The 14,989-nt window shown below is 40.3% G+C and carries 16 protein-coding genes; 10 read left to right on the top strand and 6 right to left on the bottom strand.

The window, feature by feature from the left end; all coding sequences use genetic code 11:
* Positions 1-44: 44 nt before the first annotated feature.
* From SLH51_RS00350 to SLH51_RS00335, 4 genes are all read right to left on the bottom strand, one after another.
* On the bottom strand, positions 45-377 hold the full coding sequence (locus tag SLH51_RS00350) for a hypothetical protein (protein WP_335958235.1): 333 nt from the start codon (positions 375-377) through the stop codon (positions 45-47).
* Positions 378-531: 154 nt separating this feature from the next.
* Positions 532-735 carry a hypothetical protein gene (locus tag SLH51_RS00345; protein ID WP_335958233.1) on the bottom strand — a complete coding sequence of 68 codons (204 nt, stop codon included), beginning with the start codon at positions 733-735 and terminating at the stop codon, positions 532-534.
* A gap of 419 nt (positions 736-1,154) precedes the next feature.
* A complete protein-coding gene (locus tag SLH51_RS00340) occupies positions 1,155-2,099 on the bottom strand; it encodes an LCP family glycopolymer transferase (protein ID WP_335958231.1) in 945 nt (314 codons plus the stop codon).
* 8 nt (positions 2,100-2,107) lie between these two features.
* On the bottom strand, positions 2,108-3,487 hold the full coding sequence (locus SLH51_RS00335) for a glycosyltransferase family 2 protein (RefSeq protein ID WP_335958230.1): 1,380 nt from the start codon (positions 3,485-3,487) through the stop codon (positions 2,108-2,110).
* A 785-nt stretch (positions 3,488-4,272) separates the two neighbouring features.
* On the opposite strand from SLH51_RS00335, the gene SLH51_RS00330 reads away from it, so the two are divergent.
* Positions 4,273-4,506, top strand: a complete 234-nt coding sequence (locus tag SLH51_RS00330) for a hypothetical protein (RefSeq protein ID WP_335958228.1) — start codon at positions 4,273-4,275, stop codon at positions 4,504-4,506.
* 204 nt (positions 4,507-4,710) lie between these two features.
* Here SLH51_RS00330 and SLH51_RS00325 read toward each other — a convergent pair whose 3' ends face one another.
* Positions 4,711-5,100, bottom strand: a complete 390-nt coding sequence (locus tag SLH51_RS00325) for an SIS domain-containing protein (RefSeq protein WP_335958226.1) — start codon at positions 5,098-5,100, stop codon at positions 4,711-4,713.
* A 280-nt stretch (positions 5,101-5,380) separates the two neighbouring features.
* On the opposite strand from SLH51_RS00325, the gene SLH51_RS00320 reads away from it, so the two are divergent.
* From SLH51_RS00320 to SLH51_RS00280, 9 genes are all read left to right on the top strand, one after another.
* A complete protein-coding gene (locus SLH51_RS00320; protein ID WP_335958224.1) occupies positions 5,381-6,385 on the top strand; it encodes a LacI family DNA-binding transcriptional regulator in 1,005 nt (334 codons plus the stop codon).
* 18 nt (positions 6,386-6,403) lie between these two features.
* Positions 6,404-7,354, top strand: a complete 951-nt coding sequence (locus SLH51_RS00315; RefSeq protein WP_390183746.1) for a sugar kinase — start codon at positions 6,404-6,406, stop codon at positions 7,352-7,354.
* A gap of 11 nt (positions 7,355-7,365) precedes the next feature.
* Positions 7,366-7,992 carry a 3-hexulose-6-phosphate synthase gene (gene hxlA / locus SLH51_RS00310; protein WP_335958221.1) on the top strand — a complete coding sequence of 209 codons (627 nt, stop codon included), beginning with the start codon at positions 7,366-7,368 and terminating at the stop codon, positions 7,990-7,992.
* Positions 7,989-8,546 (top strand): 6-phospho-3-hexuloisomerase, encoded by a 558-nt coding sequence (hxlB, locus tag SLH51_RS00305; protein WP_335958219.1) that lies wholly within the window; start codon positions 7,989-7,991, stop codon positions 8,544-8,546. The genes hxlA and hxlB overlap by 4 nt, the downstream gene beginning before the upstream one ends.
* A 38-nt stretch (positions 8,547-8,584) precedes the next feature.
* Positions 8,585-9,607: a TRAP transporter substrate-binding protein gene (locus SLH51_RS00300; RefSeq protein ID WP_335958217.1), complete on the top strand. Its 1,023-nt coding sequence runs from the start codon at positions 8,585-8,587 to the stop codon at positions 9,605-9,607.
* 81 nt (positions 9,608-9,688) lie between these two features.
* The gene (locus SLH51_RS00295) at positions 9,689-10,168 is read left to right on the top strand and encodes a TRAP transporter small permease (RefSeq protein ID WP_335958216.1); all 480 of its coding nucleotides are present in this window, start codon (positions 9,689-9,691) and stop codon (positions 10,166-10,168) included.
* Positions 10,168-11,454 (top strand): TRAP transporter large permease, encoded by a 1,287-nt coding sequence (locus tag SLH51_RS00290; protein WP_335958214.1) that lies wholly within the window; start codon positions 10,168-10,170, stop codon positions 11,452-11,454. Before SLH51_RS00295 ends, SLH51_RS00290 begins: the two co-directional genes overlap by 1 nt.
* Before the next feature lie 46 nt (positions 11,455-11,500).
* A complete protein-coding gene (locus SLH51_RS00285; RefSeq protein ID WP_335958213.1) occupies positions 11,501-11,779 on the top strand; it encodes a cupin domain-containing protein in 279 nt (92 codons plus the stop codon).
* 330 nt (positions 11,780-12,109) lie between these two features.
* Positions 12,110-12,868, top strand: a complete 759-nt coding sequence (locus SLH51_RS00280) for an SDR family oxidoreductase (RefSeq protein WP_335958211.1) — start codon at positions 12,110-12,112, stop codon at positions 12,866-12,868.
* Between the two features lie 96 nt (positions 12,869-12,964).
* Here the strand turns inward: SLH51_RS00280 and SLH51_RS00275 are convergent, their stop codons facing one another.
* On the bottom strand, positions 12,965-14,974 hold the full coding sequence (locus SLH51_RS00275; protein ID WP_335958210.1) for a glycoside hydrolase: 2,010 nt from the start codon (positions 14,972-14,974) through the stop codon (positions 12,965-12,967).
* Positions 14,975-14,989 lie beyond the last annotated feature (15 nt).

The following is a 14,989-nucleotide window of genomic DNA, read 5'->3' as shown; positions in this document are numbered from 1 at the left end:
TGTTGTTAAAAAAAGAATGCGTCGATAACTACCAATGGATATGTTTAACTGATTGAATCAGTTATCCGATTGGCTGCATCCTTGATGGCAACAACGATGTCATTCATTCCTTCTTTGATCGAATCCATCACTTGAGTTTGTTCCTCGATGGCAACCGTTTGTTCCTGGAGAGATTGATTGACATTGGCTACTTCATCGGTTAATCCAGATAAAGCGAAGAACAACACACCGATCCCAATGGCAGCTACAAATAACCAAACCAAACCTTTATTGTACCAAGGTCTTTTGAAGCGTTTGTTACTAGGTTGTCTTTCATATCTATTGTTTTCTGAGTAGTGGTTATCTACTTGATTCGGTTCATTTCTATTATTGTCCATACCAATCCTTCCCTTCGTTGAATTGATTAGGAGCATGTAATCTATTGACACTGATTATAAATTTATATAAACACCTCTGTATAGAGTAATAGGAACACCCCATAGAGAAGTGGGTATATGGAATGATCATTCTAGTCATGACGAATGTTGTATCTTATAATCCGCCTTCAGCAGATACGTCTGAATCTAACTCTAACTCAACTGAATTGTCCTCTGAATCCATTTCACCTGTGTCCATTTCCATTTCAGTGTCGGTGCCTCCATTTAACGTTGGATCCTCGCCCTCATCTCCACAAGCTGCAAGAACACCTAATGTAAGGATAGCTGAAGCTGCCGTTAAAAATAATTTCTTTTTCATAAAGCATACCTCCAAAAATCATTTTGTGAGTTTTTCACTTGCCACTACAGTGTATACGATTATTGAAAGAAGTATATAGAATCCACGACTTCTACATTGTTCTTGTGGTTTTTTACAACTTTCGCGATAGCTCTTATAAAGTTTCTGAGATTGTTACTTTTTTGTTACTTATCGGGCGGTTCATTCTGGTTCTTATCCTTCAATGCGGTTGTGCGTTAAAGTGAAATGAAAAAGAGAAAAATTGCTATGAAATTTGTAGAAAGAGAACATTGATACTGATACATGGGGCAAGATTACTAGCTTGAAAGAGTACTTGAATATATAGTAAAAGACGACTTTGCTAGGGCATCAAACGCCTAACAAAGTCGTCTATATAATCGCTTTAATCTTAAATGAACTTACTAGATGTCAAATGAAACTTACTTGTCAGTGCTCTCATTATTTATCTCCAAATGCTCCTTCAACACTTTGGAAAGTTCCTGTACTTTCTCTTCATCTGGTAAATAATAATACACTTCGTCCATCTCTCCGTCTTCACCTGCGACTACATGTTCTTCAATCGCATGAAGGGCATCTCTGTAATTGGATTGAATTGACCAGATATCTCCCAGGCCCAAATTCGTTCGAATATTTTCCTCCACCACAGTTAATATCTCTTCAATTCTTGTAACAGAGGAGAAGCTCGCACCTTTATCGATCAGTATTTGAAGAATTTCCCGCTGCCGTTCTTGACGACCGAAGTCTCCGCGCGGGTCTTGTGCCCGCATACGCGCATAGCTCAAAGCATCTGCCCCATTCAATTGAAGCGTTCCTTCCTCAAAGTGGGTACCTCTATATTTGAAATCGAAATCATTCTCTACTTCGATACCGCCTAGTGCATCGACCATGTCTTCGAAACCTTCCATATTCACCCGTACAAAGTAATCAATCGGGATATCGAGGAAATTTTCGACGGTACGTATCGTCATTTCCGTTCCACCGAATGCATACGAATGGTTAATTTTATCCTTTTCACCTAATCCTACAATTTCGGTGTATGTATCACGGGGAATACTCACCATTTGGGTGGACTTCGTACTAGGGTTTACCGTTACGACAACGAGTGCATCGGAACGGCGGTAAGGGTCACCTTCATCTTCATCAGGTTCATCAATTCCCATTAATAACAGAGAAAATGGATCCCCTTCGTCAAAGTTAATCGATGCGAGGCGCTTTTCCGATTCCTTCCGGTCGATATTTTCCTGGATATTCGTAAATGTTGACGTGACCAGATTCCACCCGTAGCTTCCTGCAACTACAATCATGACACCTATCATGGTAACTGTGACGAGCAATATTTTTTTCCACTTTATTTTTTTTATCATAATCTCACCTAAACTTCTCGTTTATACGCCGGTATCTGAGAAACTGGATCCATCTCATATTTTCTACCGGTCCGTGATACTTTCTGCCAATCTCTGTTAAAGAAGTAAGCAATAGTTCCGAACATTACGATATACATCGTTACAAAGCGATGGATAAACACATCATAAAGGACTGTAAGAAATAGACGAAACCAGTCGCCTTTTTCAAACGAAAACCCTTGACGCTTCACCTGTCTGAGTGCCAATAAATTATAAATAAAATTAAATAAATAAATATAGGATAAATAAACAATAATAAATTGGACATAGACAAAATCCACGTTCAAGAAAGCATTTGTAATAAAAAAGCCTACTGTAAAATATGCTGCCAGAATCCCAACAAAGAAGGATTCAATAATATAGAAAAATGAAACAGCTTTCGTTACGACTGTTTTTACGAAGAAGTATCGGAAATGAACAAGGCAATCCACATAGGACTTTTGCCAGCGTATTCGCTGCTTGAACAAATCCTTCCACGTTTCAGGTAACTCGGTATAACTGATTGCATCCGTAATTAATAGGATTTTCTTTTTCTTTTGTTTGGCTATGTACCTTTGGATCTTTAGGGTAATATCAATGTCTTCCCCAACAGATGACCGATAGCCTCCGACATCAATCAGCGCTTTTTTTGTGAAAATGCCAAATGCACCTGATATGATGGCTAGTGCCTGAAAACGTGCCAGTGATAATTTCGTCACATAAAATGCCTTCAGAAAATCAAGCATTTGTACACGGATAAGCATATTTGTCCCGGCCAATGACAACTTCTTTAACGGATTGGATGTCTTTGTCTGCAACACGTGAATCATTCCGCCCGCAGCAATAACATCCGGATCAGCAAATTTTTCATTTACAACTGTTAAAGATGGAGCTGTCAAGATCGTATCAGCATCCAATGTGACGACTAATTCTTTCACCGCATATTCAATGCCTGCATTTAACGCATCCGCTTTTCCCCCATTCACTTTATTGACCACATAGATATTCGGATAAAGAGCGGATTGATAAACTTTCTCCACATCCTTGTGTGACAATTCACCAAGCGGTGCCCTCCAACATTGCTTCAGATTTAAATGATGGTGTAAAAGTGAAAACGTCTCGTCCGTTGACCCATCATTGATATAGATCACTTCAAAATTTGTATAAGCCAAGGACCTCATACTATGAACGGATGTTTCAATAATTCCCGCTTCGTTATAGCAAGGGACCAATATACTGATTCCTTTTTCTGACTTCGGATTTCGTTTGACACGCTCGTCCTCTTCACGAAACCAAGGCAAGCAATGAATCAAATGAAGCAAAGGGAAAAATAGACATAAACAGAAAAAGATTAGTAGAAACAGTTCCAATTTTTAAGACTCCTCTCTTAAAAAGCTTCGTCTAACATAATTCATCATTTATCGAGCTTTTACAAGGATCTTTACAAGAAACGATGCGGATTACCTAGAAAACGTAATATAGTTAATTCATAGTTTTTCATAAAGTAATTCATCCTTCCTATAATGGACTTAAGCAATTTTGCTACCGATACCCCAGTACGGTGTTGTGGTAAAGTGAGACGGAAAAATAGGAGAAACAGTGGTAAATAAAGGGAAGGTTGATAGAGTTCATTTACTTTATTTGTTAGCTTTCTAGTCGGAAATTCGTATAGATGGGTGACAAACAGTGAAGTGTCATTTGAGAGATTGTTGCACTTCTGCTAGAGAAACAAAGGTTTCAGCAATATATTGTGAGTGTGGATAAATAGAAATATTTAAACGTATATATTAAATACATGTTTTTCTGTCATATTACCTAACATAATTCGATACAGCTCCTTGTTTGGTTGATATGATTAAGACAACAAAAAGAGATCAATCACATTAGGAGGTTATCCAAATGAAAAATACAAGACTTAAAAACCCAGGGATCCTTACGCTAATCGCGCTTACGTTTATGGTGTTTTTTCAATAAATATAAATACGTAGTAGACTGAGTACCTGATTATAGGTTCTCAGTCTTTTTGTTTTGTTAATGGCTGAAAATTGCTGAGTTTTTGGGGGATTTGTCGTATCATGTATTTCCCGTGAAATAATAACTGATGATAGCAAAGTAAAGAAGAAACGATCGATGGAAGTGATGTCCAGGCACAACGGTGAAAACGATATCGCCACACGATACAGGAAGCTTACTAGACGATACAGATCAAGAGCTAATGTACCAATGGAAAGAAAGCGAAGAAGGATCCAGTGAAGCAGAGTTTTTTGCGATATCCGATACAGCTGACACTCTACTAAGACAGGGACTGCACGGTTCTTTTTTATGTGTCATATCGCCAGGCGATATGACTTCAAATCAAATAATATCGGAGGTCCGATATGCAATATGAAACCCTATCAACAACCTAATTGGTAGGGGAGGTGGCATCGAAGCGCTCATAGCGTTACGTGATACGGACAAGTCCCTAGAAGTTTCAGAGCAAGACCTTATGTATCAACAAGTTGAAAGATTAGTAGGATTAAATGTAATATCGCTACCCGATACAGATCAAAAATCACCACTCGATTCCAACTCTTAGAGGCTGTCTCAAAAGTCATAAAAAGAGTGGCAAGTGCTCCGCACGCTGCGTACCTTTTATGAGAAACCCACTAATAAAAAACTTAAAAGAAGGCATCGGCACAATATCATCTTCTTCCACCATCCCAAGATCACCATGCAACCCTTCTGCCGGATGGAGAAAGATGGAGGATGTTCCTGTACTCGCTAACGTTGCACATATTTTTCGAGCGAAAATTCCTGACTTCCCGATCCCGGTTATCACGACCTTGCCCTTACAATTTAAAATTAAGTTGATAGCTTCGTTTATCGACTCGTTAATATAGTGAGCTTGGTTTAAAACAGCATTGCCTTCTATTTCTAATATTTGCTTCACGATTGGAAAGTAGTCTTCATTTTGAATATGTTCTTGGTCATTTGGGATCATTTGTATACCCGGGCTTTTTGTTTGTGAGGATTTCCTCTCGCTGATAAGTCTTAAGCACGTTTCTTCCTCGTTTATGATCGAAATTGCGTATTTGTTTTTTAGGTTTTCTAGAATTTATTTAATTATTCGAGTTCCTATTTACCAGTAAGAGGAGCAGTGTTCAAATTTTTTTTTAAAAAACATTGTAAAACGCTTACATATGATTTATACTTTCTCTAAACCGGTTTAGTAAAACGATTTAGTAAATCGGTTTAGAATACGAAACTTGGAGTTTTTAACCATGACAAAAGTGACGATAACTGATGTGGCGAAACATGCCAACGTATCTAAGAGTACCGTTTCTCAATATTTAAACAAACGATTTGATTATATGGGACAAAAAACAAAAGAGCGAGTTGAGCTCGCCATTAAAGAATTAGGGTATCAGCCGAATATTGTGGCTCGAAGCTTAAAGCAAAAATCGACCTCAACGATAGGCGTCATTGTCGCCAATATTTTGCATACGTTTTCGACACAAGTGATTCGAGCGATTGAGGATTACTGCCATGAGTCCGATTTTCATATTATTGTCTGCAATGCGGATGATAATCCGGAAAAAGAAAAGAAATACATTGAAATGCTGCTTGCTAAGCAAGTGGATGGGATTATTATTTTTCCAACTGGCAGCAATAAGGACTTGTATCAGAAAATGCTTGATGATAACTACCCACTCGTATTTGTCGATAGAACGGTAAGTGATATCAAGATTCCTTCTATCATGTTAGACAATGAAAAAGCATCCGATCTTGCGGTAGCACATTTTGTGGAAAAGGGCTATGAGCGAATTGGCATTATGACGACTTCCATCAGTCGAAGTATCGCATCAAGAGTAGAGCGAATCAATGGTTTCAAAAAATCACTAGCCGAACATCATCTACCAATTGTTGACGACTATATGAAAAGTATAGAAGTGGAGCATCTCCAGCAAGCCCTTCATGACATGCTTGCGTTAAAGGAGCCGCCACAAGCGATACTCGCTGGGAATGATCTTTCTTTGATGGAAATATTGAAATATGTGAAAGCGAATGCACTTTCGATTCCAAACGATTTAGCTGTAATTGGGATTGATGAAGTATCATTTGCGAGCCTTTACAACCCAGGATTGACGGTCATTTCACAACCTGTGTTTGAAATGGGGAAACAGGCGGCGGCATTAGTGCTACAACAAATACAAACGAAAGCGAAAAGTGAGCAGCAGCACATATATCGATTTGAACCAATGTTGGTCAAACGAGAATCTTGTTAAAGGAAAGGAGAAATGAAGATGGATGTTATTACAATCGGGGATGCGATGGTCTCGTTAAATCCGCATTCAAAAGGGCCACTACGATTTGTGTCAAACTTTGAACGTAAAGTAGGAGGGGCCGAGTTAAACGTGGCAATTGGTTGTTCAAGATTGGGACTAAAGACAAAATGGGTTAGTCGTTTAGGGAATGATGAATTCGGACGATACATTCATAACTTTGTTCGCGGCGAAGGCATTGATGTTTCGGATGTGAAGCTAGTGGAAGGCTATCCAACATCCGTCCACTTTAAAGAAATTTTGGAGGATGGCAGTGGGCGAACGTTCTATTACCGATCGAATTCACCGACCACAACGTTAACAGAGGAAGAGATTAACGAGTCGTTATTTACAGGAGGCAAGCTTCTTCATATTACCGGAGTGTTTCCAGCGGTTGATAAAGAGAAAAATGTAGGCGTTATCAAAAAGGCGATTGCCTTAGCAAAACAACAGAACATGCTTGTTTCGTTTGATCCGAATATTCGTTTGAAGCTCTGGAGTCGTGCGGAAGCAAAAGCAGCACTTACTGAATTTCTGCCATATGTCGATGTGCTCTTAACAGGGTTGGATGAAGCTGAGCTCTTATTCGGCACAGATGATCCGCAAAAAGTAATCGAAGAAAGTAAGAAAATAGGCATTTCCTATGTGGCGATTAAACAAGGCGAGAAAGGGTCAATTGGCTATCATCAAGGTAAGTACATTGAATCCCCTCCAGTTCCGCCGAAGAAGGTTGTTGATACCGTTGGAGCTGGAGATGGCTATGATGCCGGGTTTATTTACGGGGTATTGCAGCAATGGTCATTAGAGAAAACATTACACTTTGCTAATACGATCGGGTCAATGGTCGTCAGTGTATCGGGTGATAATGAAGGATTGCCTTACTTAGATGACATCCTAGTGCAATTGGGTGAGAAGGAATTCGTGGAAAGGTAGGAGTGGAGCAGATGAATATACAGCTAGCGCTTGATCGCTTAAGTCGAGAAGAGTGTTTTAGATTATTAAAGGAAACCGAGGATTATATCGACTGGATTGAAGTTGGAACCGGTGTTATTAAAGAGTACGGCATGCAGATCGTACGCGATATTAAAAAGACTTATCCGGAAAAAGTGCTCGTAGCGGATATGAAAACCTGTGATGCTGGGAAATTTGAAGCGGCGCAAGCGTTTGAAGCAGGTGCAGATATAACGACGGTTATGGCGTTTTCCGCTGATAAAACGATTACCGATACGCTAGAAGTTGCCAGGTTACACGGCAAACGCATTATGATTGATTTACTTGGCGTGACGGCACGGGCGCGCATTGCGGAGTTAGAGCGCTTAGGTGTTGATTTAGTAAGCTTGCACTACGGCAAGGATATGCAGACAGAAGGCGATATGCATGCCGATATGTTCTCCTTGCTTGAAGGCCACTCAAATTTTGAAGTCACTGTCGCTGGTGGAATCAATTTGGATTCCTTGCCAGAGATGATCGAAAAAGCGCCCGATACAGTCATTGTTGGCAGCGCAATTACGAAAGCACAAAATAGCAAAGACGTGGCAGAGAAGATGAAAGGAATGATGAAATCAAAATGAAGTCAATTATCGATACAGTTGCGAGTGAAATGACTACCGTGTTAACGAGCGTCAATGAAGAGGAAGCGCTACATTTTAGTCAAAAGCTAAACGCAGCTAAGAGAATTTTTGTAACAGGAGAAGGGCGCTCTGGTCTAATGGGCAAGGCGTTTGCAATGCGTCTCATGCACGGAGGCTACCATGTGTATGTTCTTGGGGAGACGATTACGCCAAGCATTGAAGAGGGGGACTTGTTGGTTGCGATCTCTGGATCAGGGTCAACCGGTGCTATTTATCAATTTGCCTCAAAAGCAAAAGAAGCAGGTGCTCAGGTGCTACTCGTTACGACAAATAAACAGTCGAAAATCGCGGACGTTAGCGACGGAACATTAGTGATTCCGGCTGCAACGAAGTACCGTCGTCCTGAAGAGCCAAGTACGATTCAACCACTTGGCAATCAGTTTGATCAAGCCGTTCATCTAGTCTTAGATGCGATTATTATCGGGACACTGCAAGCGTCAAAAGAACAAACAAGTTATGAAGAAATGACAAAGAAACATGCAAATCTAGAATAGTAAAAAAATAACAGTTGAAAATTAGGGGGAAAAACACCATGAAAAAGTTTCTATTATCTGTATTAACAGTATCAACGATTTTAGTAGGCTGCGGTGGCGGTCAAGAAACGGGGACTGGTCAAGGCGGGAGTGCAGATAGCCTGAAAATTATCGCAGCCCACAACCAAACATCACCAGATAACCCTTATCATGATGGTCTTCTGAAGTTTGAAGAAGTTGCAGAAAGCAATTCAGACGGTGCGATTGAAGTCGAAGTTCATGCGGGAACATTAGGAACGGAAGAATCAGAGCTAGTCGAGAAATTGAAGTTAGGTGCAGCAGATGTTGTCCTTGTTTCTCCAGGGTTCATGTCTGCAACAGGTATTAAAGAAGTTGATTTGTTTGCGCTTCCATATTTATTTGAAAGCTATGAGCACTGGGAAACGGTTGTTGATGGCGAAGTAGGGGATGAATTAGCAACAATTATTAACGAAAAATCAAATAATGACTTTAAAGTTCTAGGCTACTGGACAGCGGGTGTACGTCATTACTATGGCAAGAAGCCTCTAGAGTCGATTGACGATTTAAAAGGAATGACGATTCGCACGCAAACATCTGGTGTCGTAGCGGATTATTGGAAACAAGCAGGTGCAATTCCAACATCCGTTGCATGGGGTGAGTTGTATCAAGCCTTGCAACAAAATGTCGTTGACTCAGCAGAAAATGCGTATCCGTACTACATCCAACAAAATCATCACAAAACAAAGAACGGGATATATACAACAGAAACAGCTCACGACTATACAACAAGACTTTTACTCGTAAACGGCAAGAAGTTTGATTCATTATCAGATGAGCAAAAAGAAGTTCTTCTAGCAGCTGCTGAAGCCTCTGTCGAAGCAGAACGCCAATCTTTATATGAGCAAGAAGAAGAATACAAGCAACAAGCTATTGAAGATGGGGCACAAATTAATGAAATTGACCGCACACCATTTATCGACATTGCTACTCCATTAAATGAAAAAGCTGCACAGAATATGGGAATTGAAGACTTGTTACAGAAAATTAATGAACTAAAGTAAGGGTTGAAAAATCAATGAGGGGAGGGGCACGGACACGATAGTGTTCTTCCCCTTTACTTTCTAACATAAGAAGGTGAAAGCATGTTTATTAAACAACTTGAAAAAATTCAATTATCATTAGGAATCATCTTTTTAAGTATCTTTTTTATCGCTGTTTTGGTTCAAGTTGTGACGAGATACCTTGGGATCTCTGTCATTTGGACAGAAGAGGTAGCCAACTATTCGTTTATATGGGCTGTCTTTATGGGGGCAGCAGTTATGGTCAATCGCAAAGACCATTTTAACTTCGATTATTTATCAAAAAAATTAAAAGGGAAAGCAAAACAGTCCCTAAGCATTGTAACTGATTCAATTTTGTTGGTGTTCTGTTCAGGGTTGTTTATCTATAGCTTAACTGCGTTAACAAGTTTCTGGAACTACAACTGGGTGTCACTCCCAATGATAAAAATGGGTTATGTCTGGCTATCACTTCCGGTTATGTCGATTACGATGGTCATTTACTTATTCGCACATATTGTGACGAGCGTGAAAAAGATTGCAGCAGGGGAGGGGAATGAATAATGGGAATCATTTTAATTGCACTATTTCTGATCTTAATGTTTATCGGGGTTCCGATTGCCTTTGTTATTGGAATTGTCGCCTTGCTCGGAATTATCAACGTACCGTATATTCCAGAAGTAACGGTTCCGGTCAAAATGTTAAATGGTCTTGATTCATTTGTGTTGTTAGCGGTTCCATTGTTCATTCTCGCTGCCAATCTCATGAACTCAGGTCAAATCTCGCAAAAGTTAATTAACTTTTCGCTCTCGATTGTTGGTCACATCCGCGGTGGATTGGCTCATGCAAATATCCTCGTATCGATGATTTTTGCAGGGGTATCGGGTGCATCGCAAGCCGATACAGCGGGAGTTGGGAAGATCTTAATTCCGAACATGAAAAAGCAAGGATATGATACCGAAACAGCGGTGAGTGTTACAGCTGCTTCTTCCACGATTGGGGTTATTATTCCACCTAGTATACCAATGATTATTTTTGCTGGGTTAACAAATGCCTCAGTCGGAGCGTTATTTTTAGCAGGAATTATTCCAGGGATTTTAGTCGGGCTTGGAATGATGATCTTAATTTACGTGTATTCGATTAAACGTGGCTATCCGAAATATGAACGAACATCATTAAAGAAATTTTCGAAGTTGTTTCTGGATACATTACCTGCGTTGTTTACACCGATCATACTAATTGGTGGAATCATTTCAGGGATCTTTACCGCAACGGAAGCAGCAGCATTCGCTTCTCTGTACACGCTCTTAGTCAGTATGTTCTACTACAAGACGTTGAAGCTAAAAGATATCCCGAAAATACTAGTCGATACGTTGACGCTAAGTTCATTGTCGTTATTTGCCTTAGCGGCAGCCAGTGCGTTAGGTGAACTATTAAGCTATTATCAGCTAGCTACATGGGCACAAGAATTTTTCACAAACAACATCGACAGCAGATGGGTATTCATCTTAATTATTATCGCTTTCTTCTTATTTGTTGGAACATTTATGGATGCCATTCCTGCAATGATCTTGTTCATCCCGGTTGTCTTACCAGTTGCGCTTATGTATGAAGTAAGCCCTGTGTTACTAGGGTTAATCACAATTATGACATTAGCGATTGGTCTGATTACCCCACCTTATGGTCTGTGCTTATTGCTAGCAGCCAAAATTGGAGATCTATCGATTGAGAAATCGTTCAAAGCGGTTCTTCCGTTTATTGCCGTAATTATCGCAGTATTATTGTTTGTCGCCTTCTTCCCAGATGTTGCATTTTACATTCCGAAGTTATTGAGTCCGGGTTTGTTTTAGCAGGTAGGGAATAAATTTTCGTGAAAAGAAAGGAACGTGAATCATCATGGTAAACAGAAGAGTCTTAACAGACCAAGGCTCGATCATGGTCGTAGAAGTAGAATTAGCAGAAGGGTTTCACGGAGACGTCGATCAACATGTTCATGAACAAGTGAGCTATATTAAGAAAGGATCTTGTGAATTTGAAGTTGGTGGAGTGAAACGAATTTTACAAGTAGGCGATGTTCAATATATACCTTCGAATGTCGTGCATCGGGTGAAGGTGATTGAGGATTGTGTGATTTTGGATGTATTTACGCCGATTAGGGAGGATTTGGTTGAGTAAAAGGGGCAGTGGGGACAGGTTCCTTGTCCTAAAGCAGAGTGAAATGATAATGAAGAGAAAAAAGCTTGGAGAATCAGTGCCAGCCAGATACTACCTATGGGTTTATGTGTAAGTTTAGTTGGTAAGTCTATTCCTATTTTAATAATGGGCTTTTTTAGATCTACATTTGCTATTAAAAGTGAATATATTTTGCTCTGGTTACCTGCCACCACGAAGTTTCATCTAATTCGTTAAGTAAAATAGGACGAGGAACCTGTCCCTATGTCCCACTATGTCCCAAAAACGATGTCAAATAAGGATTGAACTTTTTAAACAAGAGGTGAATACATAATGGAAAAACTATTTTCGTTAGAAGGAAAGGTTGCAGCGATAACGGGAGCAACGAGAGGAATTGGCGAGGCAATGGCCTTAGGATTGGCAGAGGGAGGAGCTGACATTGCTTTGTTGCAGAGGAATCCATCTCAATTGCATGTAGCCAAACAAATAGAGGCGTTAGGTAGAAGGTGTGAAGTGATTGAGTGTGATCTAGCAAATACGGAACAAGTAAAAGACGCAATCCCAAGCGTGCTTGAACAGTTTGGCAAACTGAATATTTTAGTAAACTGTGGTGGAATTCAGCGCCGTTCACCAGCAGTAGAGTTCTCAGAAGAAGACTGGGATGACGTTTTGAATGTGAACCTCAAAGCAGTGTGGCTTTTATCTCAACAGGCAGGCAAACATATGGTGTCAGAACGGTATGGAAAGATTATTAATGTTGCCTCTCTTAACTCTTTTCAAGGTGGAATCACGATTCCAGCCTACGCTTCAGCAAAAGGAGGCATAGCGCAGCTTACAAAAGCTCTTTCCAATGAGTGGGCGCAGCACAATGTTAATGTCAACGCCATTGTTCCAGGCTATATTGCTACGGATATGAATGAAGCTTTAATCAACGACGAAACTCGAAGCAGACAGATTATGGAGAGAATTCCAGCAGGGCGGTGGGGAACGCCTGAAGACTTTAAAGGAACAATAGTTTATTTAGCTTCAGATGCTTCTAGATTCGTACATGGTCACTTATTAGCTGTTGATGGTGGTTGGTTAGGGAGATAGTTTTAGGATGATGTTCCTGTCCCCCAGTACGGTGATGTTTTAAAGTGGTGAGGGGGCAGGAACTTATTTCATTTAAAAAGGGACAGGAAACCTATCCTACATGTCCCCATCGCTAAACTCAAAATAATCAACATTAAACATACGAATGTTTTTGCTGTTATCATTTTTGAAAACAAGATAAACATCATGGAACCCGTATGCTCCGTCTTCTTGATTTGTATCGAGCATCGTTGAAACTTTAAACCATGTATCCGGGGCATTTCCTTTTGGAACGTCCATCGTTCCGACCACTTTTCCTGTGTCAGGGTTGCCTAACCTAACTTCAATGGTGCCACCTTCCATGGAAGATACACGAGCGTTCATACTTAGTATCCCGCGGTAGTCTGCTTGTCCATTTGCAGTCCCATCTGCGAAATTTACATTATCGTATTTCACATACGAGTTGTTGCGAATGTTTGTAAGCATTGTTGTGCCATCTGAGCTTTCTTTTACTTGCAAACCAGGTGTCTGTCCATCATTTTCCTCAGCTAAGTACGTAGAAAAAACATCTTTCATGTCAGGCAATGCAGGCAATTCAAATTGCTTCGGAATGAAACTTGTAACACTTGTCCCTCGTAGTTCCATTGTGAAAGTACCGTCAGTCACTTGAATATCATCAAGCTTTTTCAAGTTTTCACTACCTGATGTACGATAGGGAACGACTGCTTTCGTCCCTGTAGGGAAGTCTTTCAAATCAAACGTGATCGTTTGATCCTCTTCACTGTTATTCACAGTTACAACGGTAAAGTTATCTGTATCAGGCTCCTTATAAGCTGTCACCATGACATCGTCAGTTGGATGCTTATCTGCTCCAATCATGACATAGCCCGGTTGGATGAAGCGGCTATAGTTTCCAAAGGAATAGTAGCGTTTAAACACACGGAACAAGCCATTTTCCGTAGCAGCAACCCCTTGATTCGAGCCGTCATTGACGAGGCGAATTAAATCGGAACCATCAGCACCGTTGTTAGCTACTGGCCACCACCAGAAATACGCGCTCACTCCTGTTACATCGAACATATTCCCGATTAAATTTGCATAACGCATTCCATCTGTAATCGTATTATGCTGATACGTTTGTCTACTCGTTCCTTGGTTCATATACTCTGTTTGCCAAATGGTTTTACCTAATTGATTTGATTTTTCAAAGGCATCCGCTTTAGGCATTGTCCCATCAGCTTGAAGATCTAAATAGGCATGAGCTGCAACAACATCAACATAATCGACCGTTATTGGGTCTTTCAAAGCGTCAAGTGCAAAATATTCAGTGAAGCCCATCCCTTCACCTAAAACAATTTGCGCCGGTACATTTCTTTCTTCAAAAGTTGGTCCTAGATAGTCACGAACAAAGGTGTTTAACTCTCCTGGTGTCCAAAGACTACTAGAATAACCTCCTGTATGATCCGGTTCATTCGTAGGTGAGATATAGTTAATATCAATATCAAAGTGTTCTTTGTAGCCAAGCACATATTCAGCTAAATAATCGGCAAACTCTTGGTACATATCTTTTCTAAGTTTATTAGCTGGCCCACCCGAACCACTACTAATAACGCTTTCATTTTCTTTCATCCATGCTGGAGGACTCCAGACGCTGCTCATGAATGTCGTTACACCACGCTCTTTTGCTTCATTCATAAGCCAAATTTGGTATTTATCGAACCCATGTTTTTTTGTTTCCCACTCAGGATCGTCCCAAACAAAGACACCTGGTTCTGGCATGATTGTTTCAGCAGGTCCATCATAGAACGTATTTCCCCATGTTCCACCATCACCAACCGTATTACGAACAATACTCATCCCAATTCCATTCTCTTGATTAAAAATCATATCAAGCAATTGCGAACGAACAGGCTCCTCTAATCTCATAACCGAGCCAGCTTTATGGAATGCGAACGAACCACCAAACCCATCAACATTCTGAAGTTCTTCATTCCAGTTCACCACACTCGTCGGTACATCTGCTGCTTTGCTTTTAGGAGCAGCTAAGCCAGTCATAGCAAATCCATTAAAAACCAAAGCAAAACACAAACACATAAAGATGATCTGCTTACGTTTCAAATTAAGCATCTCGTCAATCCTCTC

The organism is Halalkalibacter kiskunsagensis, from assembly GCF_037027555.1.
In the GTDB taxonomy this organism is placed as follows: domain Bacteria; phylum Bacillota; class Bacilli; order Bacillales; family Bacillaceae_D; genus Halalkalibacter; species Halalkalibacter kiskunsagensis.
Note: the sequence above shows the minus strand (reverse complement) of the source record. Positions and strands in the feature narration are given on the sequence as shown.